22 protein-coding genes are annotated in these 22,599 nt (G+C 47.7%); 9 read left to right on the top strand and 13 right to left on the bottom strand.

From position 1 onward, the window contains the following. Positions 1-94 precede the first annotated feature (94 nt). Entirely contained in the window at positions 95-241 is a 147-nt protein-coding gene (locus QUB44_RS23560; protein WP_333371243.1) for a hypothetical protein, read from the top strand. 126 nt (positions 242-367) lie between these two features. On the opposite strand, the gene queF is transcribed toward QUB44_RS23560, so the two are convergent. Beyond that, complete coding sequence (gene queF / locus QUB44_RS23555; RefSeq protein WP_333154950.1) at positions 368-787, bottom strand: preQ(1) synthase; 420 nt, start codon at positions 785-787, stop codon at positions 368-370. 145 nt (positions 788-932) lie between these two features. Between queF and QUB44_RS23550 the strand changes: the two genes are divergently transcribed. Then, the gene (locus QUB44_RS23550) at positions 933-1,529 is read left to right on the top strand and encodes a hypothetical protein (RefSeq protein WP_333371241.1); all 597 of its coding nucleotides are present in this window, start codon (positions 933-935) and stop codon (positions 1,527-1,529) included. Between the two features lie 84 nt (positions 1,530-1,613). On the opposite strand, the gene speD is transcribed toward QUB44_RS23550, so the two are convergent. Both speD and QUB44_RS23540 read right to left on the bottom strand, forming a co-directional pair. After that, positions 1,614-2,036, bottom strand: coding sequence for an adenosylmethionine decarboxylase (speD, locus tag QUB44_RS23545; RefSeq protein ID WP_190743421.1), 423 nt, complete (start codon positions 2,034-2,036; stop codon positions 1,614-1,616). Between the two features lie 497 nt (positions 2,037-2,533). Continuing rightward, the gene (locus QUB44_RS23540) at positions 2,534-2,659 is read right to left on the bottom strand and encodes a hypothetical protein (protein WP_333371239.1); all 126 of its coding nucleotides are present in this window, start codon (positions 2,657-2,659) and stop codon (positions 2,534-2,536) included. Positions 2,660-2,734: 75 nt separating this feature from the next. On the opposite strand from QUB44_RS23540, the gene QUB44_RS23535 reads away from it, so the two are divergent. Next, positions 2,735-7,276: an ATP-binding protein gene (locus QUB44_RS23535; protein ID WP_333371237.1), complete on the top strand. Its 4,542-nt coding sequence runs from the start codon at positions 2,735-2,737 to the stop codon at positions 7,274-7,276. 83 nt (positions 7,277-7,359) lie between these two features. Here QUB44_RS23535 and QUB44_RS23530 read toward each other — a convergent pair whose 3' ends face one another. Further along, positions 7,360-8,421, bottom strand: coding sequence for a pentapeptide repeat-containing protein (locus tag QUB44_RS23530; protein ID WP_333371235.1), 1,062 nt, complete (start codon positions 8,419-8,421; stop codon positions 7,360-7,362). 1,172 nt (positions 8,422-9,593) lie between these two features. Between QUB44_RS23530 and QUB44_RS23525 the strand changes: the two genes are divergently transcribed. After that, the gene (locus tag QUB44_RS23525) at positions 9,594-9,866 is read left to right on the top strand and encodes a hypothetical protein (protein WP_333371233.1); all 273 of its coding nucleotides are present in this window, start codon (positions 9,594-9,596) and stop codon (positions 9,864-9,866) included. A gap of 42 nt (positions 9,867-9,908) precedes the next feature. On the opposite strand, the gene QUB44_RS23520 is transcribed toward QUB44_RS23525, so the two are convergent. From QUB44_RS23520 to QUB44_RS23510, 3 genes are all read right to left on the bottom strand, one after another. Beyond that, positions 9,909-11,141 (bottom strand): histidine kinase, encoded by a 1,233-nt coding sequence (locus tag QUB44_RS23520; RefSeq protein ID WP_333371231.1) that lies wholly within the window; start codon positions 11,139-11,141, stop codon positions 9,909-9,911. Between the two features lie 397 nt (positions 11,142-11,538). Continuing rightward, positions 11,539-12,021 (bottom strand): BON domain-containing protein, encoded by a 483-nt coding sequence (locus tag QUB44_RS23515; protein ID WP_333371229.1) that lies wholly within the window; start codon positions 12,019-12,021, stop codon positions 11,539-11,541. 466 nt (positions 12,022-12,487) lie between these two features. Next, complete coding sequence (locus tag QUB44_RS23510) at positions 12,488-13,042, bottom strand: hypothetical protein (protein WP_333371227.1); 555 nt, start codon at positions 13,040-13,042, stop codon at positions 12,488-12,490. Positions 13,043-13,111: 69 nt separating this feature from the next. Here QUB44_RS23510 and QUB44_RS23505 point away from each other — a divergent pair, with 69 nt between their 5' ends. After that, complete coding sequence (locus QUB44_RS23505; protein WP_333371226.1) at positions 13,112-14,524, top strand: S-layer homology domain-containing protein; 1,413 nt, start codon at positions 13,112-13,114, stop codon at positions 14,522-14,524. 535 nt (positions 14,525-15,059) lie between these two features. Then, a complete protein-coding gene (locus tag QUB44_RS23500) occupies positions 15,060-15,971 on the top strand; it encodes a histidine kinase (RefSeq protein WP_333371224.1) in 912 nt (303 codons plus the stop codon). 193 nt (positions 15,972-16,164) lie between these two features. Here QUB44_RS23500 and QUB44_RS23495 read toward each other — a convergent pair whose 3' ends face one another. From QUB44_RS23495 to QUB44_RS23485, 3 genes are all read right to left on the bottom strand, one after another. Beyond that, the gene (locus QUB44_RS23495) at positions 16,165-16,299 is read right to left on the bottom strand and encodes a hypothetical protein (protein ID WP_333162078.1); all 135 of its coding nucleotides are present in this window, start codon (positions 16,297-16,299) and stop codon (positions 16,165-16,167) included. Positions 16,300-16,641: 342 nt separating this feature from the next. Then, a complete protein-coding gene (locus QUB44_RS23490; RefSeq protein ID WP_333371222.1) occupies positions 16,642-17,412 on the bottom strand; it encodes a methyltransferase domain-containing protein in 771 nt (256 codons plus the stop codon). A gap of 99 nt (positions 17,413-17,511) precedes the next feature. Then, the gene (locus QUB44_RS23485) at positions 17,512-18,000 is read right to left on the bottom strand and encodes a GNAT family N-acetyltransferase (RefSeq protein WP_333371220.1); all 489 of its coding nucleotides are present in this window, start codon (positions 17,998-18,000) and stop codon (positions 17,512-17,514) included. A 111-nt stretch (positions 18,001-18,111) separates the two neighbouring features. On the opposite strand from QUB44_RS23485, the gene QUB44_RS23480 reads away from it, so the two are divergent. The 3 genes from QUB44_RS23480 to QUB44_RS23470 all read left to right on the top strand — a co-directional run bounded on the left by QUB44_RS23480 (position 18,112) and on the right by QUB44_RS23470 (position 20,589). Further along, positions 18,112-18,999 (top strand): LysR family transcriptional regulator, encoded by an 888-nt coding sequence (locus tag QUB44_RS23480; protein ID WP_333371218.1) that lies wholly within the window; start codon positions 18,112-18,114, stop codon positions 18,997-18,999. A gap of 190 nt (positions 19,000-19,189) precedes the next feature. Next, on the top strand, positions 19,190-20,116 hold the full coding sequence (crtE, locus tag QUB44_RS23475) for a geranylgeranyl diphosphate synthase CrtE (protein WP_333371216.1): 927 nt from the start codon (positions 19,190-19,192) through the stop codon (positions 20,114-20,116). 14 nt (positions 20,117-20,130) lie between these two features. After that, on the top strand, positions 20,131-20,589 hold the full coding sequence (locus QUB44_RS23470) for a divergent PAP2 family protein (RefSeq protein WP_333162069.1): 459 nt from the start codon (positions 20,131-20,133) through the stop codon (positions 20,587-20,589). A gap of 53 nt (positions 20,590-20,642) precedes the next feature. On the opposite strand, the gene QUB44_RS23465 is transcribed toward QUB44_RS23470, so the two are convergent. The 3 genes from QUB44_RS23465 to QUB44_RS23455 form a co-directional block, all read right to left on the bottom strand. Then, positions 20,643-21,146 (bottom strand): YbjN domain-containing protein, encoded by a 504-nt coding sequence (locus QUB44_RS23465; protein WP_333371214.1) that lies wholly within the window; start codon positions 21,144-21,146, stop codon positions 20,643-20,645. A 176-nt stretch (positions 21,147-21,322) separates the two neighbouring features. Continuing rightward, positions 21,323-22,228 carry a ferritin-like domain-containing protein gene (locus tag QUB44_RS23460; protein WP_333371212.1) on the bottom strand — a complete coding sequence of 302 codons (906 nt, stop codon included), beginning with the start codon at positions 22,226-22,228 and terminating at the stop codon, positions 21,323-21,325. A gap of 142 nt (positions 22,229-22,370) precedes the next feature. After that, positions 22,371-22,598 carry a hypothetical protein gene (locus QUB44_RS23455; RefSeq protein WP_333371210.1) on the bottom strand — a complete coding sequence of 76 codons (228 nt, stop codon included), beginning with the start codon at positions 22,596-22,598 and terminating at the stop codon, positions 22,371-22,373. Position 22,599 lies beyond the last annotated feature (1 nt).

Genomic DNA, 22,599 nt, shown 5'->3' with positions numbered 1-22,599 from the left:
ACCTCATCTTTCGCTCGAAACGCTATATGTTATTCTACCACAAATATAGTCTGTATACTTACGCCGAGCTGTACTAGGTATTTCTCGTGAGGAGGTGAAAGAAATCCGGCGGGCGATAAACCTCAAGCATGAGCAAGAGCTTTGGCAAGTGACGGAAGCATTAGAACCAAATGGTTCAAAGACTAAGTTATTGAGCGTCCGCGAACAATACCGCCTCCAACCAGCAGCGGAGAATCTTTAGTTTTTGATAACAATTTATCTCGTTAAGTGAGCAATGGCTAAAAAAACAGAATACTCAGATACCCGACTTCTTAAAGAAGTCGGGTATCTAACAGCCCTGATAACACACATTTAAAGGCTGAGCCTTCTACTTCTGATGCGACACCTCAATCACGGTGTGGACGTTCCCCCGCGGCGAAAAATCGCCCTTAATCGTCGCTTCCAGCGGCGCGCAAGCCGCCACAAAATCGTCTAAAATTTGATTGATCGATTCTTCGTGAGAAATGTAGCGATCGCGATAACTGTTGACGTAGAGTTTCAGCGCCTTTAACTCTACCACCCGCTCGTCTGGCACGTAAGTAACGTGAATTGTCGCAAAATCTGGATAGCCAGAAAACGGACACTTGCAAGTAAACTCGGGCAACGTAATGTTAATCGAGTAGCGCCGCCCGACTCGCGGATTCGGGAAAGTAATTAATTCCCCTTCCAAAATCTGGCGTTCGCCGTATTTCATTTCCTCGGTGCTTGACTTTTGCGACATAGTTTGTTCCGGTGCGTGGTTGTTCATAGCGATCGACTAAAAACTTGTAACATTAAATTAATTTAACGTTCAATATCTGTAACAAATATCTTGACGAATTGTGTTGCGATCGATCTAATTGCAAATACTCTCAGGCTAAACTAAAACAAGCTCACCCTCGCCATCTACAATTATGCAAAATACTACCTTATCTGACAATACTTCCCCTGAAAACTCAAATAGTTACTCTCCATCGGTACCAATTTCCCTCTATCGAGAAGTCACGGCAGAGCTCCAAGCAGCCCAAGCGATGGTGGACTCCCTCAAAACCCACAATCAGCAATTAGTCCAACAAAATCAACAACTGCGGCGAGAAGTAGAAACAGTAGTTCAAGTATCCCAACAGTTACAGCAAGTAGTCAACTCGGCTCAGAGTATCACCCAGACAGGGATGCCTCAAATGCCGTCAGTCAAATTCAATTTCAGCGTTCAACCTCCGCCCCCACCACCTGCAACCTCGCAGACTAACTCTGGCATACCTCAACCACCTCAGACAGTGGCTTTCCCCTTCCCCCTACCGGAACCGGAGCCAACAGCCACCTCAATGCCGCAGCCACTTCCCGAAAAATTATTTACAGAGATGCCGGAAACTCCTTACCGTGTGCGATCTCAACTCAAAAAAACCTCAGACTTAAGCGGATTGTGGTTGGCGATCGCGATTTTTCTAATTGTGATTGCAGCTTTCGGTGCAGGTTATTTAGTTGTTCGCCCTTTATTAATGAAAAAGTAAATTCCAACAAGAATCCCACGGTTCGATCCGTGGGATTTTAAACAAAACCTAGCATAAATTGTTCAAAGTTACGCTAATTGGCCATCATCCTCTGGCGGCAATCGTTTCTACTGAACGAGGGGCATACTGCTCTTCACAAGCAGAACCTACGATGCCCACTCCTGGCTCGAAACCGCGCGTGAACTCAGTGAGTTTTACCTGTTTAGCTTCCAAAGCTGTCTGTAGCACCTTCATGGCTCGGTGAGGGTCGCCGGCTCCGCAGAAAAATAAGTCTGCGGCAAAATAACCGTGTTCAGGCCAAGTATGGATTGCTATATGAGACTCTGCCAAAGTAGCAGTAGCTGTCACTCCGTGAGGACTAAACTGGTGGACGCACAAATCGATGAGAGTAGCTCCTCCGGCTTCGATCGCATCGAGAATAGCGCGGCGGATACGTTCAGGATCGTTGAGCAAGTCTCCAGGAGACTGCCAAGCATCAGCGACCAGATGGGTTCCCAATTGTTTCATTCTGCGGGGTTTTACCTCTATTGATTTTAAGTCTCAAACCTTTTAACGTTAGCACGAGGTCAAAAATTTTGCAAGTATTTTTCACAAAGAAAGATGCAGATTAGGAGAAGTACGCATCCCCAACCGCTGACCGTATGCTGGGGTCAAACTGGGGAGCATCTCAATGAAAGGAGCCAAGCTAGAAATTGGAGTTGGGAGCCAGGAGCTAGGAGCCAGGAGGAAAGAGGAAGCAAGAAGGAGGAAGAACGAAGGAGGAAGAACGAAGGAGCCAGAAGAAGTGTTTTTACAAATATGAGATGCTCCCTCAAACTGTCTCACAAGCAGAGGTCACTAATCGAATTCGTGTTATTTCAGCGCTGCCTTGTTCTGATCGAACAACCTTCTTTGATTAAAGCGATCTGTTGTTTTACTTGGCGGCAAAAAAACCAAAGCTCGATCGTTCCGGCTGTGGCGAAGTTGATATGAGATCGAAAGGCAAAAGATGGACGGCTATGCTCTCATGCGTAAAATTCGCCAGATCCTAGACGATCGCCCAAGGGCAGATTCCGGCGATCGCTCTTGCCGTCTATGCTGGAGAAGTTGACCAGCAACAGGCGATCGCCGCTGGGTTTCTGGCCTGACATACCTAAACCCGCCAGGTCAGCAGAGATAATGAAGATCGTTGCCCGTTTCTGTGGGCCCAATGGAAAGACAAGCGCATGATCCAGCAGTATCAACTCGTCGAACAGATTTTTGCAGGCAATAGCGAGATGGCGATGCTGATGCGATCGCACGATTGGTCGCTTTCGACCCTTGGTGCCGTTGAAACCTGGTCGCAAAGCTTGAAAACCGCGATTCGGATCATCTTAGGCTCTCGCTACCCCATGTTCGTCTGGTGGGGACAGCAGATGACCAAGTTTTATAACGATGCTTACATTCCTATCCTCGGCAAGCGACATCCGCAAGCACTAGGTCAGCCTGCCTCACGGGTATGGGCTGAAATCTGGGACACGCTAGGGCCGCAAGCAGAAGCGGTTTTGAACCAGGGACAATCGACGTGGAATCAAGAATTGCTTCTGGTAATGGAACGCAACGGGTATACAGAGGAAACCTACTTTACCTTTTCCTACAGTCCGGTGGCGAATGATGATGGCCCAGTGGGGGGCATTTTCTGCGCCTGTAGCGAGGACACTCAGCGCGTTTTGAGCGATCGCCGCTTGGCAACGCTGCGCGAATTAGCAGCAGAAACAGTCACTGCCAAGACGCAAGAAGCAGCTTGCGAGATTTCCGCCACCGTATTGACCAATAACGCCTATGACATCCCGTTTGCGCTGTTTTATCTACTCGATGGCGAAAGCGAGATCGCACGACTCGCGGGTACAACCAGGTTAGCAGCCGGAACCATTGCCTCTTGTGAAGCGATCGAGCTTACATCCGCCCAAAAGTGCCAGTGGCAATTGAAGCAAGTCATCGAGACGGGCGAAAGCAGAATCATTGAAAATTTGGAGGCGCAATTTGGACTTTTACCCGGCGGCGCGTGGTCGGAATCTCCTCATCAAGCGGTAGTTCTACCACTAGCTCGATCGGGAGAAACGTTCGGGTTCCTGATTGCTGGAGTGAGTCCGCTTAGAACGTTTGATGATGATTACAAAGGTTTTTTTGACTTGATGGCAGGGCAGGTGACAACAGCGATCGCCAACGCCCAAGCCTATGAAGCAGAACGCAAACGCGCCGAAGCACTGGCAGAACTCGATCGCGCCAAAACCGCGTTTTTTAGCAATGTTTCGCACGAATTCCGCACGCCGCTGACCTTAATGCTGTCGCCGTTGGAAGAGGCGATCGCCAACCTGGATGGAACAATTCCACCTCAAGAACGCGAACAATTACTACTGGTGCAGCGCAATGGAATGCGGCTGCTCAAACTCGTCAATAGCTTGCTCGATTTCTCACGCATCGAAGCAGGTCGAGTCCAAGCATCTTATGAACCTGTAGATTTGGCAACCTATACGGCGGAACTTGCCAGCACGTTTCGATCGCTGATTGAACGGGTGGGAATGTCGCTGATTGTTGACTGTCCAACCTTGCCGGAAGCGATTTATGTCGATCGCGAAATGTGGGAAAAAATTGTTCTCAATTTATTATCAAATGCCTTTAAGTTTACGCTAGCGGGAACAATTACTGTTCGATTGCAATGCGTCAAAAATTGTGTTAAATTAACGGTTTCAGATACAGGAGTCGGTATTCCGTCCGAAGAACTACCGCATTTATTTGAGCGATTTCATCGAATCAAAAACTCGCAAGGACGGAGTTTTGAAGGCTCCGGCATTGGGCTATCGCTAGTGCAAGAACTCGTCAAACTACATAGGGGAGCGATCGATGTCACCAGCGCTTTTGGGCAGGGCAGTTGCTTTACAGTGACGATTCCCACTGGCACAGCTCATCTGCCGCCGGAGCGCATTGGCGCCAGTCGCACGTTAGCATCAACGGCGTTAGGGTCGATGCCCTATGTCGAAGAAGCTCAACGGTGGTTGCCTGAGAATGGCGATTTTAGATTAGAAGAATGGAGCATGGCTCCATCCACTAATGAACTCGTCAATCAACCCGCTCAATCTAAAATCCAAAATCTAAAATCTAAAATACTCCTGGCCGATGATAACGCTGATATGCGTGATTATATTCGACGACTCCTGAGCGGTTCTTATATTGTTCAAACCGTCGCCGATGGCGTTGCCGCTTTGACTGCCATTGAGAATAATCCACCCAATTTGGTATTGACAGATGTGATGATGCCGGGGATGGATGGGTTTGAGTTGTTGCGATCGCTGCGTTCTAATCCCGCAACCCAAGACATTCCCATCATTCTCTTATCAGCCCGCGCCGGTGAAGAATCCCGCATTGAAGGACTCGAAGCTGGAGCCGACGACTATCTGATTAAACCGTTCTCGGCGCGTGAACTGCTGGCAAGGGTAGAAGCAAGTTTGAAGTTGGCACGGCTACGACAGGAAGCAACTGTGCGAGAGCGAACCATTCTGGGGCGCGTAACCGATGCGTTTATGGCAATGGATCTCGACTTTCGCTTGACCTACGCTAATGAAGCCGCACAACGAGTGTCGCGAACTCCCCTAGAAGCAATGGTGGGCAAAACGATGTGGGAAGCCTTCCCAGGCACGATCGGCAATCAGTTTGAATTCCACTATCGCCGATCGCTTAGCGAGCAAATCGCGGTGGATTTTGAGGAGTATTATGCTCCGTTTGATTTGTGGGTTGAGGTTCACGTTTATCCTTCACCGACTGGACTGTCTCTTTTCTTCCGGGATATCAACGATCGCAAAAAAATTGAGCAGGAACGGGAACGGTTTCTTGCCGTCGGTTCAGATTTGCAAGTGATTACGGGCATAAACGGGTATTTCCACTGGGTGAGCCCAACCTTTGAACGAACCCTCGGCTGGACACCAGACGAAATGACATCCCGCCCCTGGACTGAGTTTGTCCACCCAGACTACCTCAGGGCCTCCATTGCAGAAGCCGACAGTCTTTTCGCTGGCAACGAAACCTTTTCGTTTGAAAACCGTTATCGGCACAAAGACGGCTCCTATAGCTGGTTTCTCTGGAATGCCCAGCCGTACCCAGAAGAGCAAGTGATTTACGGGGCTGCCGTTGACATCACCGATCGCGTGCGCGTTGAAAACGATCGCAAACAAACCGAAGAAGCCCTGCGAGAAAGTGAAGAACTAAAGCAACGTATTCTAGAGAGCAGCAAGGACTGCATTAAAGTTTTAACGCTAGATAGCGAAATCGTTTATATCAGTACAGGCGGGTTGTGCCTTTTGGAAACCGACGATCCGACACTCATTCTGAACACCCGTTGGCTTGATATCTGGCAAGGTGAACATTATGAAAATGCCTCCAGGGCGATCGCGGCTGCCAAAGCGGGCAATACAGGCCAGTTTCAAGGCTATCTTCCCACCCGAAAGGGTACGCCGAAATGGTGGGATAGCATGATCACGCCAGTGCGGAATACTTCTGGGCAGGTGACCCAACTCGTTGCAATTTCACGAGATATCACGAAGCAAAAACAAGCTGAAACTGAACGGGAACGACTGCTGGCGCAGGAGCAAACCGCACGAGAAGCCGCCGAAACCGCCAACCGCATCAAAGATGAGTTTTTGGCGGTGCTGTCTCACGAGTTGCGATCGCCCCTCAACCCCATTCTCGGCTGGTCGAAGCTGTTGCAGCAAAGCAAACTGGGCGCTGCAAAAACGGCTAGCGCCCTTGCCTCGATCGAACGCAACGCCCGACTCCAGTCACAACTGATTGATGATTTGCTCGACATCTCCCGCATTCTGAGCGGCAAACTGAGTTTGAATCGGATGTCCGTTGATTTGAATATGGTGAGCTCAGGCGCTTTAGAAACCGTTCGACTAGCCGCCGAAGCCAAGTCGCTGCAAATTCAAACCACCTTTTCACCTTCCCAGGGAATGGTAATTGGCGATTCCGGGCGTTTGCAGCAAGTAATCTGGAATCTTTTATCCAATGCGGTGAAATTCACCCCTCAAGGCGGGCAAATTACGGTTAGGTTAACCCAAACTAAAACTTATGCCCAGATTCTGGTCACCGATACTGGAAAAGGCATCAATCCTGAGTTTCTGCCTTATGTGTTTGAGCATTTTCGGCAAGAAGATGGAGCCACAACTCGTAAATTTGGGGGTTTGGGATTGGGGCTGGCGATCGCACGTCAAATTGTGGAACTGCACGGCGGCAAAATTTGGGTTGAGAGTAGGGGTGAAGGACAGGGAGCCACCTTCAGCGTTGAACTTCCTCTTTTGCATACCGCGAATCTGCTTGAAGAAGTTGCCGATACAACTGAAGCTCAATGGGACGATCTTCACCTGGCCTCTGTGCGCGTGTTGGTTGTGGATGATGAACCGGATTCACGCGAGTTTGTGGCATTTGTAGCGGAACAAGCCGGAGCCAAAGTGACTGCCGTTGGGTCTGCGATCGAGGCGTTGCAACTGCTCTCAACCACACCCTTCGATATCCTCCTGTGCGACATCGGAATGCCAGATATGGATGGCTATATGCTAGTGCGGCAAGTGAGAGCTCTACCACCAGAGCAGGGCGGGCAAATTCCGGCGATCGCCCTGACTGCTTATGCAGGAGACTTTAATCAGAAACAAGCTCTTGCTGCTGGGTTTCAACGTCATGTTACAAAACCTGTCGAACCCAATGAGTTAGTCAAAGCGATCGTGACATTGCTTTGAAGACTCGATCGCTGACAACGATCGTTGGTGAAACCCGCCCCCCACAACTTAAAACTCAAAACTATTTTCTTTTAATCAACTCATCAATCCCGGCTGTGAGTAGCTCCATTGGGCAAAATCGCCCCGCCCAAAGCTGCTTCATTCAAATTATCAACATTCAAGCTCGCCCCAATCAAATTAGCCTCCGACAAATTAGTTCCTGTCAAATTCGCCCCTGTGAGAGAACTTAGCAGCAAACCCGCTCCCGACAAATTGGCGTGACTCAAATTCGCCCCCCGCAAATCCGCTTCCAGCAAGCTAGCACCTGCCAAATTTGCACCGCTCAAGTTAGCTCCCCGCAAAGAAGCTTTGTTCAAATTCGCAGCCCTCAAATCAGCATTGTGCAGAATCAAACCATTTAAATTAGCTTTACTCAAATTAGCTCCCTGCAAGTCGGCACCGCTCAAATTAGAGCCATTGAGATTGGCCGATTGCAAGTCAGCGCCGCTCAAGTCAGCACCGCTCAAATTAGCAGCGCTAATAGAAGCCTCCCGCAGACTTGCTTCGCTCAAACAAGCCCCAACTAAATTGACGCCGCTGAGATTTCCGCGATTGAGATAAGCCCGAGTTAAAGTTGCTCCGCTCAGGTTCGCCCCGGTCAAATCTACCTCGCTGAGAATCGCTCTAGTCAGATTGGCTCTGCTTAAATCTACTCCGCTCATAATTGCTCGGCTCAGCGTCGCCCCGCTCAAATTAGCCTCCGTTAGTTTTGAGCCGCTTAGCAAACAAGCTCCTACTAAACTCGCTCCCGTCATCACAGCTTTGCTCAAATCAGCCTGAGACAATATTGCTCCGCTGAGATTTGCCCCGCTAAAATCTGCGGCGATCGCCACAGTTCCAGTTAAACTAGAACTCCCGATGTTAGCTTCAATTAATTTCGCCTTAGACAAATTAGCCCCGCTCAAGTCTGCGGCGTTTAAATTAGCTCCAATCAGTTTGCTTCTAATTAAGTTTGCACCTTTCAAATTAGCGTTGCTCAAATTTGTTCTACTGAGATTAGCTTCACTCAAATGAGCTGCAATGAGGTTAGCCCCTCGAAAATCTCGTTCCCCGTTTCTATGTCTAGTTAAAAGTTCATCGCCACTTAAAATTTCAGTGAAATTCATAAAAAAATTGAGTGAGTTTCCTTAATTTCTCGATGTTCTATGTTGTGCGAAAGTTTGTACTATCGTGTTTGCCAGTCAGTTTTTTAAACCAATACTGCCACATTAACAATTGTCAAAACTGCTTGATTTCTACCATCACCCTGCTCACCTAGTTAGAATTTAGGAAAATAAACCGGATTATGGTAAAATCTGAAGTTGGCTAGCGCGGAAGTTATGAAAAAACCGCGTTTATCGCCGCCTGTAAGTCCTGTAAGTATTATTTTGCTAGTAATTAGTTGGCGGTAGATGTTAGTTGTTAATGGTTAGTTATATTTATACTAACTGCTAACCACTAAATATTACCTGCTAACTCTTTACCAAAATACCGAGAAGTTGTCGATCGATCTTGTCAAGGTCGATCAAATATTGGGGGTATTGCTGGCGGCATCCGTGCCGACTTCTGACCGGAAAAATTGCCAGTACAGGCGATCGAATTAATTAGTGCAATCAAGAAACAAGATATCGGAGCTTCAACCCCTAATGCCTTCTACATAAGTGCCTTCTACCTTCGAGTAACCCGCACGGCAGCGCCAGGCCAGCTCAGCTAGTGTCACCTCCCCCTACTGTGATCCGTGCCAGTGAAAACCAACAGGAAGGCTGTTTCCCTCGGAGTGCTGAGCGAGTCGTCGGCGAAGCAAGCAATACGCTGTGCTGAGCCTGAGATTGCGCGAAAAAATGGATCGCGAGTCGTTCCCGTATTCCCGCGCTGCTGTGCTTGCTGTTAATGTTTTCTCGATCCATGAGCGCTTGCGGTTCTAATTTACAGAACACTCGACACCAGACGCGCTCCCGGACATAAAAGCTGTTCCTGGGGTTCTCAAATACTTCCCTGAGACATTCCCAGAAAAACTGTATTCATGCCGCAGGTCTTGCCAACAGCAATTGGGCTGCTACAGCCAAGCAATGACCAGCCTAAGTCTTGCGGGAAGGCGACGACAATATTATTCTAATAGTTGCCGACCACTGCAGGCCATACTCGGCGCGCGGGACTGGCTACTTCACCTGTATAAGTTGCTCAAATTAGCTACCCATAATTCAAAGATAGTCGCTCTTTGACTAACTGGGCAATATCTGTGGTAATTTAGGTCATTAAATTTGATAATACTGTGGGGTTTAAAATCGAGCAGTAGTGAGTGTTACAGACTAAAAAAACGCTGCGGATTTCTGCTGTAAAATTTCAGGGAGCCGATCGATCCTCCGGCGCAAAGCCCAGCTCACGGATTGAACCCCTAATCAAAATTAAACTTTTGAGAGGTGGCGTTTTTAGGTTTCCAGAACAAAACAAAAGCCGGCTTTCAGAGAAAAAGCCGACTTTTGAGATTATTTTACCGACGAAGCATAAAACCGCTAGGTCGCCGCTGTTGGTTGCATCACTTTCCACAATCCGAGTGCGCCAGTGGGACTAGCCTGCTGAAAGTAGAAACAATGCCCAAACAAAGTCTGAATTATTAAACCCGACGGTTGCCGGTAACGCCCTGATTGGGATCGTAAATACCAGGCGTAGTATCAACCCCTGGAGTGCCAGGAGCGCCGTAATCAGCCCGAGCACTATCGACGCTGGGATAGTCGTAGGTGTTCCAATGTTGAATACCTCCGCGGCTCAGAATGCTTTCGGCTTTAGCGACTTCTGCTTCGCTGCCGTCAACCAGTACCAAGTAATCTCCTCTCGCCACGCGATCGTTGTATACTCTAGCTTCCTCTTCGGGAATTCCCATACCGACTAAAGCTCCGATCAAGCCGCCTGCTGCCGCACCCAAAGCTGTACCGGCTAGTGTAGTGGCGATCGCCGTAGCTGAGGCTCCTGCCAGCATAATCGGCCCGATGCCCGGAATTGCCACTAGGCCCAGACCTACCAACAAACCTGTCAAACCGCCCAAAGTACCACCTGTGAGTGCGCCCTTTGTGGCGCCTTCATCGGCCTTGTTGTCCGCGTTGTCGTGCACGTCAATGCCTGCGATGTCCCCTTTAGAGTCAGCATCCTTAGCGATGACCGAAACCCGATTCATGTCGAAACCGGCAGTTCTCAGTTCTCCCAGTGCGTGTTCCGTCTCGTGGCGGGTTGAAAATACTCCCACGGCGCGCTTCTGGCGACCCGAAGCTCTGCGGCCAGTATCTGCAGGCACATCGTAAATGCCCCAATCCTGAATGCCCCGCACGGTCATAATTCCTTCGGCTGTGGCAAGTTCGGCATCTGTTCCTTCTACGAATACCAAATATTCTCCGCGCGAGACGCGATCGTTATAAACTTTAGCTTGTTCTTCGGGAACTCCCAAGCCGACCAAACCGCCTACCAAACCGCCTGCTGCTGCCCCAATCGCGCCTCCAACCACAGTATCTGCTAGCAGAGTTGCGATCGCGCCCCCCGCCATCACCGGGCCAACTCCCGGAATCGCCAGCGCCCCAATGCTTCCGAGTAACCCAATCAAACCGCCCGTCACGACTCCCGCTGTCGCGCCTGCTTTTGCGCCGCCGGCCACTTGGTCGTCAGTATCCTTACCAGTACCAGTACCAGTACCAGTACCAGTGCTAGCGCCCGCAATTTTGCTGCGATCGAGATTTTCGCCAACTACCGAAACTTTATTCATCGGAAACCCGGTACTTTGCAGTTCCATCAGGGCTAGTTCCGTATCTCGATAACTAGAAAATGCTCCTACAGCTCGCTTGTGTTGACCTAAAGCCATTTTTTTTCTCCTGGAAAATATACTACTTTTACACAACCACAGAATTTATGCTCTGCCATCAATCACATTTAGTCATTTTTTCCCAACAATTTTCATCGGTCGCTGGGAATAAATTACCGCTCTATCTTCAGGTTGGTTTCCCACTAATTCTCCGGGATGGAAATCGGAAATTGGGAAGGGGAAGTTGCAGGTATTGCGCGAGTTTTGAATGGTTGAATTTAAAATTCAATTTAAACTCTTTCACTTAAAATCCCGTTCTTCCTAGAGAGTCACCTAAGCCTTGCAATCTGCTCCGCAAGCAATCTTACAAGGCCAAACTTTACCCTCTTCCCTCAGACTTCTCTCTTAGATAACTACATCTTTCTCCCTTCTTTCCCTCGGAATTCTTCCGGCTAATTTATTGATTGCTGCTAGGCGATGCGGGTACAGCGGGGGCGACAACAGCCGTAACATTGACATCTTTAACACCCTTAATCTCTTTAGCTAGTGGCTCAATTTTAGCTAAATCAGTTTGATTGGGAACTGTGCCACCTACGGTGACAAGCCCGTCTTTTGCCTCAACAGTTAGCTGACCTTTAGTGATGTTTACTTCTAACTTGGACCGCACTTCACTTTGCAGGTCGCTATCAGCTCTGATTGCATCGCCTCCCGTCACATTGTTGCGCTGTTCTCTGGCCCTGATATCAGCATTTGCTTGGTTTTGGCGAATCTGGCTAGTGGCGTCACCCTGAGTTTTTTGAACAGTATCGGCTGGGGGCGGGCTAGTGGTATTTCCTGTGGGAGAATTAGGAGAATCAGCGCTAGTTTTAGCCACGTCACTGCAAGCAGCACCTCCAAATAAGAGGATGCTGCTGAGGAGAATTGGTGTTAATTTGTTCATAATAGGTTAATACCCTCCGGGTAAGCTTTCAATGAGGCTGACTTGGTTGAGCCAGATGGGAGCCAGATGGAGCAAGACAGCATCTTTATTTGTGCTTTCTGCGATTTAAAAATCCTTATATCAAAGATATAAACTTGAGGAAGTATCTACATCGCTCCACGGGTGTAAATTTTATCTATGCCGTTAGATAGAGTACAAAAAATACAATAAGGTACTAAGTCAAATTTAGCGTAATTTAGTTCTGACTACATTCTTCCTCAAAAACGCGGTTGATGGGCATCTTTTTTGTTGCCCAAGCCAATATTTTCCTAAACACCCAGTTGCCAAGCATAAGTTTTATTAATGAATTCGATCGCCATTCCCAACTTATTTTTCTCTCTTCCCTGGAACCTGTGATTTATTCGCTCAACATCTCTCCGTTAAATCTGTTAAATCTCGTACACTACTCATTGCCAAACTTCCTGCTTCAAAACAAACGAAAAGAGTCGAGAAATTTTTGAGCATTTTCTGGTTCTGGGGTAGTGGCAACCAGCCCGTAAACGCGGGTTTCCACCAAAAAAACTTGACCTACACCTATCGGTTCAGTGGGGGAAAGCGGCTGAAACTCAAACTCTTTTCCCGGATAGCCTCCGAGGGAAATATCCCGCACTTGCAACAATTTAGCATTCGCTCCCACGACGAAAAAATCAACGGCACTATTTAAAGTTATTCTGATATTATTGATATTATTATTACTCAGCCGAAAATCTAGGTCAAAGTATTGAAGCAAATAAGTTTCTTTGTTTTTTAAGTTCGATCGATATGTATGAGCAATAATTTGATTTGAAAAAATTTCGGAATTAATTTTGGGATTTCCCGGCATATCGATCGCAAACTGACCCATCGCCGAGCAAAATGGCTGCCACTCTGGCGTCTGAAGTGCTTCCCGCAGCGGGGCTCGTTGAGATGCAGCGGGACTGGCAAACTTGGCAGGCGAGACAAGCAATGTAGCAGTAACTAGAAGTATATACAGAAATTTCATTTGGGTAAGAAATATATTTGCCCGATCGATCTGCGCTAGCCTAGAAATATATCCGCAAAGGGGGGATTTATGCTGAATATTATATTTACTCAACGGCGAGGCAACTCTCAGGGGCGATCGCCAGCTAAAACCAGTAAAACCAGTAAAACCAATATACTCGCTGCTGTAAATACTTGGCTAGCGGTGTGTCTGCTGGCTGCTGTCACAGCTTGTGCAAACAGCCCCAACAGCAAGGCACTCGAAGAATCTTTAGCCGCTGATCCGCAATTAAAACAAAATCCAGTGGTTTTCTCTTCCCCGCCACCAGCGACAGCCATTGAGACAAACTCTACCGCCAAACTTCCTCCCGATTTCCCAACAGAGATTCCACTCTATCCTAATGCTGAGTTAATCGAAGTTGGTGGGCAAACAGATCCGTCGCCCAAAAATGTGCGGCTGCGCTGGGAAAGCACAGATCCTGTTAATTCGATTCAGAACTTTTACTCCACAGAGTTTGGGCGTCGCAACTGGGAAATAGTCAGCCGCCCCACTGCCGAGGGACAAGGTTCTTTGGTAGCAACGCGAGATAATTTACGGGTAACAGTGTCGCTTTCTCCTACTCAGAAAGTAGGGGGTTCTACAGAATTTGCGATCGACTACAGCAAAGAAAGCCCCGAAATTGCCGCCAGTCCCCAACCTAATAATTCCGAGTCTAGCGCATCTCCAACCGCTTCACCAACTCCATCTAATTCAGAGGAAACTACTTCCACACCATCCGCCTCTCCAAAATCAGCAAAAGTTAGCCAACTAGACACCCAAATTCCTCAACAGTTGCGGCAGTATGTGGCTGATTTAAGTCAGTTGGAAGTGCTAAAAGTGCGAGCCTCAACGACAGAAAGTGCTAATTTAGAAACAGCCAGCACTTTGCCCAAACCCAACAAAATTGTCACTCGCCGCGAATACGCCCGCTGGTTAGTCGCAGCTAACAACCAGATTTATGCTAGCCGTCAAGCCAAACAAATTAGATTAGCAGTAGACTCTAGCGAACCAGCCTTTTCTGACGTACCCAAAACAGACCCGGATTTTTCAGCAATTCAAGGTTTAGCAGAAGCCGGTATAATTCCGAGTTCGCTTTCAGGAGAAACTAAAGATGTGAAATTCCGCCCGGATGCACCTTTAACTCGCGAAACAATGATTCTCTGGAAAGTGCCTTTAGATAGTCGTCAAGTTTTGCCGACAGCTAACATTGAAGGAGTGAAAGAAAAGTGGGGTTTTCAAGATGCTTCTAAAATTGATTCCCAGGCATCGCGGGCAGTTTTAGCTGATTTTAACAATGGAGATTTGGCGAATATTCGTCGCGTTTTTGGTTTTACTACTCTGTTTCAGCCGAAGAAATCAGTGACTCGCGCCGAAGCTGCTGCTAGTTTGTGGTATTTTGGCGTTCAAGATCAGGGATTGTCTGCTAAAGATGCCCTGGAAGCAAAGTCTCCACCTGCTGAGTAGAGTTGTTTGGGGTGGTTAAAAGTTTTGAACACAGCATCTACTTACCAATACCTCAAAAACCGGGTCTTTTCTCTGTAAGCAAACCCGGTTTTTGCGTCCAACACTGACGAAATTGTACCAATTTTTGATTCATCCGCGTGCGATCGCCCGACACAAAAATTGCAGCTTGAGTTTCTAGGATTTCGGTGAATATGGCTTACCCCGAAACCGACTTTTATCTACGAAAACGCCACCTAAAACGCGAGGCAGATCCGGTGAAAAACCTTATTTCTTTAATTCCTATGGGGGAGTTCTCGTAAAAACCCTGTGTATCATAAATCGGCTTTTCTGTCGTTGTGGCCTACCCTAGGAGATAGATTTTTTTTGCTTTAATCTTAATTTCTGTATCCTGCCATACAACCGCTGCATTTGGCGGGCAAATTTTATACATATTTTAACTAACACTTTGTTCAAAACTCTCAGTAGGATTCCGGATGGCTTAGCGGCCTTAACGATAAATGAAAAACAGTGTTTGAGCTCTTGGAGAGCATTTTTAATGTACGATATTACCTTATTTACCTCGCAAAACATGGCGAAATGCAGCTTAGTCCTGCGCCACTTAGGTAGAAATACTGCTAGTATGGAAGCCAGCAGCCAGAAGATTGTTAACTATATTTACCGACATTTTTGCGATTCGCAAACTGGAGAAAATACCTGTGCCTTAGTGCGTTTGTTCAAAACTCATCCCTACGGGGAATTAGAACACTCATTGCAACAATCCGCCCGCCGCTTGATGAAGGGCAATTCCCCCGCCGCCGGCATGAAATGTTGGACTCTGCTAGCAGCCGCAGGCAGAGAACCGCAGTGGAATTCTCGGCACACAGCAGCAGAAAATACAGCTATTCCATTAGTTAGTACAAAATTAGTGGCTCAAATGCCGGCGATTTCGGAAATAACCCGGCAGTTCGGTTTAGACATTCCTACATTCCTCGGAATTGAGCGAGAAAGGTTCTTGCAATTAGAGCCCGCAGTATTAAATATTTTTCACGTATCAGAAGCAAAAGGCAGCCCCTTTATTCCTGAGCAAAATTCCTTAATTATCCCCTACCAAGTCAAGTCTGTCTTGGGATTTGGGGGACTTCTGCCGTCAGGAAGTGTGTTTGCGGTAGTGATGTTCCTGAAAGTTAAAATTCCCCAAAGCAGGGCTGAAATGTTTAAAGATTTGGCACTTAGTGTAAAAACCGCATTATCCATGCCCGACGAACAAAGTGTTTTTGACTATTCAGAAAATCCTACAATTTTTGTTACAAATAACAATATTTACGAAACCCAATTACTGGAATCTCAAGTTGCTAATCTGATTCAATTGCTAGACTTTTCCGAACAAGAAATGCTCAGACAAGCCGCTTGCTTTCAACAGAGAATTGACAATTTACAGCGCGAACTGGCAGAAGTTAAAAATAAGTAACAAGCTTTGAGAGTAAGCCAAAATTCGTTTACAGGCATCCTCACTATTTCCAAAGATGCTATTTAGCGCTTAGATAAAAATCAAGGAAGTCAGCGTTTTAATCAAGGGGAAGAACAGATTTAAACTAAGGTCTGTGTTTAGCAACCCGGTTTATTTATGAAACCGAGTTGTTGCGGTGTTTGCGGATACGAATTTACGATCGCACATTTTCCCGATCGAGTTTTTCGCTATCAGCCAACTTACAAATGGCTAGCGGCGCGCCTTTCTGCGGGAAATTGGTCGCACTGGCGAGAAGGGCTAAACGCTTTGAGCGTAACTTTTGTAGCATTTGCTATTTCCTTAAGTGTTAGTTCGTTTTTGCTTCCGGCTCCCTATGGAAGCGCCAACTTAGATTATTATTTGTTAAGGAGGAGTCTATTTTGGTTGAGGCTAAGTATCATGCCAACAATATTTTTTATAGGGCCGGCTTACCCCTACAAATATGACTGTAAAATTCAACATCCGAAAAGCCTGAGTCGTAAGTTTTTGGCAGGGGAGAATTGATGGGGATCTACACAAAAGCGCAGTTACAATAGGAAAAGAAAATAACTGCTGGGACTAACGTGCGGCGCGATGGGGATACTGAGTGAACGAAGGCTACAAATCTCCCCGATTTGAAGCCTTATATTTGTCAATAGGAATTTTTGACAGCAACAACGCGAATTCGGCGATAATCTGCACTCCAATTACCATCGCGGTACAGCGTCGGCCACAAACGCTCTTCAACGGAGTTAATTACCTGCGATCGCACATTATCAGACAACCCCGACAAAAACCCACCAGCAAACATTTCAATCCAATTTACCATACCCGCGCTGCCACCTTCTAGGGGAGTCGGTCGATCGAACAAAACCGCATAACCCACATCAAATCCCTGCTTTTCCAAAAGCCCAGCATACTCGCCAATACTCGGAAAATACCAAGGATTAAGCGCTTGAGGCTCCTCGCACCCAATTTCTGACAAAACACTCAAAACTGCCCGGACGATCGCCCCCACGTTCCCTTTACCCCCAAACTCAGCCACAAAACGCCCTCCCGGCTTCAACGATTTTTCCACACAATTAATCACAGCATCCGGCTGTTTAACCCAGTGCAAAACCGCATTAGAAAACACAGCATCTAACGGCTCTTCTACTTGAAAACTCCTCGCATCTGCGACTGAGAAGTTAATGTGAGGGTAGTTAACTTTTGCCGTAGAAATCATCGACAAAGATGAATCAATACCTTGCACAAAAGCACCACTTTTAGCAATCTTTTCAGTTAACTGTCCCGTACCGCAGCCCAAATCCAGAATTTGTTCACCAGCTTTCGGAGCGAGTAACTCCAAAAGCGATTCGCCGTACTGCCAAACAAAAGCATGATTTTGCTCATAAAGAGCTGTATTCCAAGAATTTTCTGACATCTCTTCTCTTCTTTCCTCTTCTCTTTTCTCTATTATTCTCTTCGCGTTCTAGCGCTAACGCGCCGCTTCGCTAACGCGCCTTCGCGGTTCGTTATTAAATTATTTGCTAGCAAGCAGATTAATTCCATCCCCATCAATACGGCAAACTCTAATATTTTCCAAAATCCGCGCTCCCTGCTTTTGATAAAAAGCAATTCCCGGCGCATTGCCAGTATTAACAGTCCATTCAATCCGCCCGCAATTTGTGGACTCAGCAATTTGTGCTAAATACTTTAACAGCGCTGTACCGACTCCCATACCGCGCATAGGAGCTTGCACAAATAAATCATCAAGCCAAAGACACGGCTGCGTCAACAAACTTGAATAGGAGGAATAAAAAAGAGCAAATCCTACGGCTTTTTCGGCAACTTCCGCCAACAAAACCCGCACTAGCGGAGGCTGGCAAAACAACGTTTGCTGCAATTTCTCGACTGTTGTCGCCAACAAATTTTTAGATCCATCAAACTCGCTTTTTTGCGAAATAAAATCCACAATTAATTCCAAATCTGCTAGCTCTGCTTCTCTAATTTTGATATCCAAATTACCCATTGTTTAATTCTCAACTTCGCCTATTAATCACTGTACGAAATATCATCATCAATGTCCAATATATGTTTAACTAACCACTTATACTTTTAAAATATCAATGATTGGGGAGCTATGGAACTTCGGCATTTGCGTTATTTCATTGCAGTTGCAGAGGAACTGAATTTCACTCGCGCAGCCGAAAAACTGCATATTGCCCAACCTCCGCTGAGCCAACAAATCCAGCATTTAGAGGGAGAGTTGGGGTTTCAACTGTTTCGCCGCACCAAGCGGACGGTGCAGTTAACGGCTGCGGGACAGGTTTTTTTCGAGGAGGCCGGGAAAATTCTGCAGCAAGTCGATCGAGCAATTCAACTCGGGCGACAAACCAGTCGGGGCGAACTCGGCCAACTGACGATCGGCTTTGTGAGTTCCTCCGCACACAACGTGGTTCCAGCGATTTTGCAAGCCTTTCGCACTCGGTGTCCCGCCGTTAAGCTCGAACTGCACGAACTGACGACAAACGAACAGTTGCAGCGGCTGCGGTTCGGGCAAATTGATATCGGCTTCGTGCGTCCTCCGGTTGAGGAAGATGGGATAAAGTCTGAAATCGTTTTTCGAGAACCGCTGATCGTGGCACTGCCAGAAACGCATCCGGCGGCCGATCGCGCGAAGGTGGAATTACACGAACTCTCTACCGAACCGTTCATTTTATTTCCGCGATCCCAGGCTCCGGGATTGTACGATGCGATCGTCAGTCTTTGTCAGCAAGCAGGTTTTAGCCCGATCGCGGCTCAAGAAGCCATTCAAATGCAAACGATTGTGAGTCTGGTAGCCGCTGAGATGGGAGTGGCGATCGTCCCGGCGTCGATGCAAAATTTCCAGCGCAGCGGGGTTGTTTACAAAGCGTTGCCAGAATCAACCTGCATTGTGGCGATCGCTCTGATTTGGCGCAGCGATCCAACGGCAGCGGTGCAGCGGTTTTTGGAAGTTGTCAGAGAAATCAGCGGATTTGATATTTGAGATTGTAAATTTTAGATTGACTGGTAATTTGACAAAGTTATCAAAACTCAAAGATTTTCTGTGCAACAACACCCGTAGAATGATTAGTTGATGCTCGGAGTTCGAGCAACTACCGCCGTAAAAGTCGGCACAATCCGACCCCAACGGCTCAGAATATCCCACGTAACTATTCAGTACAAGAGAGCAAGGGATGGTATTGGCAACAGAAATGGGTTCGTCCCAACCGGAATCCTCTTTCGATTTATCTACTTATCTAGTCAAGCGAAAAGAGGCGATCGAGGTAGCTCTCGACAGTGCACTCCCGGTCATCTACCCAGAGAAAATTTACGAAGCAATGCGCTACTCGCTGCTAGCGGGGGGCAAGCGCCTGCGTCCGATCCTGTGTCTCGCTAGCTGCGAACTGGCCGGCGGCACTACATCTATGGCAATTCCGACAGCTTGCGCTTTGGAAATGATCCACACGATGTCGCTGATTCACGACGATTTGCCGGCAATGGACAATGACGACTACCGGCGTGGCAAACTGACGAACCACAAAGTCTACGGCGAGGATATCGCCATTTTGGCTGGCGATGGTTTGCTGACCTATGCTTTTGAATTTATCGCCACTAAAACTGAGAACGTACCCCCCCAACAGGTGTTGCAGACGATCGCCCATTTGGCGCGGGCATCGGGCGCTGCTGGACTTGTAGGAGGTCAGGTGGTTGATTTGGAATCGGAAGGAAAGACAGATGTTTCTTTGGAAACTTTGAATTACATTCACGCTCACAAAACCGGCGCGCTGTTAGAAGCCTGCGTAGTTTGTGGGGCAATTCTGGGTGGGGCCTCGGCTGCCGATTTGCAGCGGCTGTCTCGTTTCGCTCAAAATATTGGGTTGGCTTTCCAGATCATTGACGACATTTTGGATATTACTGCTACCCAAGAAGAACTGGGCAAAACTGCTGGCAAAGATGTTCAAGCAGGAAAAGTCACTTATCCCAGTTTGTGGGGAATTGAGGAGTCTCGGCGCCAAGCTTCGCAGCTTGTTGCTGATGCTAAGGCTCAATTGGCAGTGTTTGGGAGCAAAGCTCTACCGCTGCTGGCGATCGCCGATTTTATTACCAGCCGCAGTAACTAGAAATACCAAACACTATGCAGGAAATTTGCAGCAGCGTCTTAAACAATCATGTACTGGTGGTTGCTTTGCTCGCTTGTCTGGCAGCTCAGATCATGAAGCTGCCGGTCGAGTTGGTCAAAAATCGCAAGTTTAATCTTCAGTATTTGGTAACAACGGGGGGAATGCCCAGCGCTCACTCGTCTTTTGTTGGCGCTTTGGCTGCTGAAGTGGGACAAACGATGGGATGGGAAAGTCCGGACTTTGCGATCGCTGCGATCTTTGCAATTATTGTGATGTACGACGCAGCAGGCGTCCGCCAAGCTGCAGGCAAGCAAGCTCGCATCCTCAACCAAATTATTGACGAGTTTTTTGAGGAAGATCACAACCTTAATGAGGCTCGCCTGAAAGAGTTGCTGGGACACACTCCTTTTCAAGTGCTTGTCGGTTTGGGGCTGGGAATCACGATTGCTTGGATCGCAGGGCCTGCATATTAGTTAACAGTTAACTGTTAACTGTTAATTAATGACTGTTAACTGTTAATTAATGACTACTGACCGAATTCTGCTTGCAGAATATCGTCATTATCATCGGCGATCGTGGCGACAATAGTAATAACCCGAGAAATTTCCCCGGCCGAGATTTCGGCGATCGTCCGAGTCGATATTACCGCAACTTTATTGTCAACAATGGCAAAATGAGATTCCAAAGTAGACAGCCAATTCATTTCTAGAAGTTTCCGCATTAATTGAGCTTCATTCTTCGCGGGCAACTGCAGAACAAAAGCCCAAACAGTCAAAGTATCATCTTCGGTGTCGCCGGTGAGTTGCACGAACACTTCAACACTGCCGTACTTAAACTTCCAAAGATGTCCGCCAGCTTCATTTTGACCGACCATCACTTTTTGGTCTACAGCCATGCTGGCGATGACAGTTTCAATTTCTTCTGCATAGGTTACGGCTGTGGCTTTTTCGACCTGCTCGGAGGCGATCGCGCTTTCCCTCGATTCGCTTTCTGCGGAAGCTGTTTGTATGTTCGGCTCGCTGGTAGTCATGATTATATTTAGATGGAAAACTATTCCAATAATCAGTTTACTTGCTAAAGCTTAAAATTATGACTTTAAATAACTGGTTCCGAGGCTATCCCTGGGAACCAGTATATCTCGCTTGTTTGCAGAGGCAGAGGGAAGTTTGACTTTCAGAGCGGTTTCAACCAGGTTCGCGATCGTATTTAAGCCTTGGGCTTTGCCGGGGCCTGCTTCTTCTCAATGGTATTCAAGCCGTTGAGGAACATGGGCACCAATTTCTCCATAAATGCCTGCGGGTCGCGGTTCCAGGCGCGCTGAGCTACATCGACTCTGGTCATTTGCAGGTCGGGGGCCAGCAGACTTGCGGGCAAGCGTTCCATCAGGTATTGGGGGCGTTCCCACATCGGCATGGTGTTGGCAATATCCACGAGGCGGGTCACGCGGCGGAGTTCTGCCCCCAACATGATATCCATTCCCGATTCAAAAGCTGCTTGTTCGATCGCCACATACTTGCGCTTTGCCTGTTCCACCTTCTGGCGGTGTTCCGGGCTTTTGGCAGCTATGGAGCCCAGCCAGCGGTTGCCCCAGCGGACGTGACCAGCTTCTTCGGGAAAAATCTTTTCGATTGTTTCGCGGATTTTGATGTTTTCTGCCGTTTGGGGAGCCTGTTTGAGGGCGTGAATGTGCGCTGAGAAGTATTCGCAGCCACGCTTTTCGGTGACGTTAATCGCGGCGAGGGAAGAAATTACGAAGTCTTCGCGGTTTGTGGTGGGGTCTTGTTGTTCCCTGTCATACAACCTTTCAAATTCGTCAATGTAGGAGACTCCTGGCGGCGTTCCCACATTTTGGCCGAGGTCTACCAGCAAGTCGGTGAGCCACATGGCGTGCCGCGCTTCGTCGGAAATGTGCCGAGAAAGGTCGCGCACGAGTTCGGCTGGTTCCCCGTTTAGCTGTTCGATCACCTCGGTGAGGTCTTTGCAACTGCGCTGTTCGCTGTAGCGGTAGCGGTTGAGGGTGATCAGGTGAATTTCGCGATCGCGCACTACATTAGCTAAAATTTCGCGCGCTCCCATTGTGTTGCGAAGCTTGCGGGGATAGGCAACAGTCATGCTTTTATGTTGTTTTGTAAAGATACCTATATAAGTGTAACGCAGTTTTTGGGCTTCCTAATTCAGGAAGCAAGTTAGAATTTTGTTGTCTATAGCCTATTCCCAATGCCCTATTCCCGATGCCCTATTCCCAAAGTTGATATCAAGTCTCAGTTGATTCTGAAACCCGATCCTCCGAAGCCGACTCTTCTTGAAATTTTCGTGCCTCCTCCACTTCCAGTCTAGCCAGCGTACTCGCGGCATCCGCCAACTGCAAAGCCAGATTCATTCGACCAACTGGGTTTTTCTCCTTCCAAAGGTCTTTTGCCAAGAATTGCACTCGATAGCGGAACATTTTAATTGATTGTGATGGAATAACTTTAGCTGTCATG

The organism is Microcoleus sp. AT3-D2, from assembly GCF_036705715.1.
Taxonomy (GTDB): Bacteria; Cyanobacteriota; Cyanobacteriia; order Cyanobacteriales; family Microcoleaceae; genus Microcoleus.
Note: the sequence above shows the minus strand (reverse complement) of the source record. Positions and strands in the feature narration are given on the sequence as shown.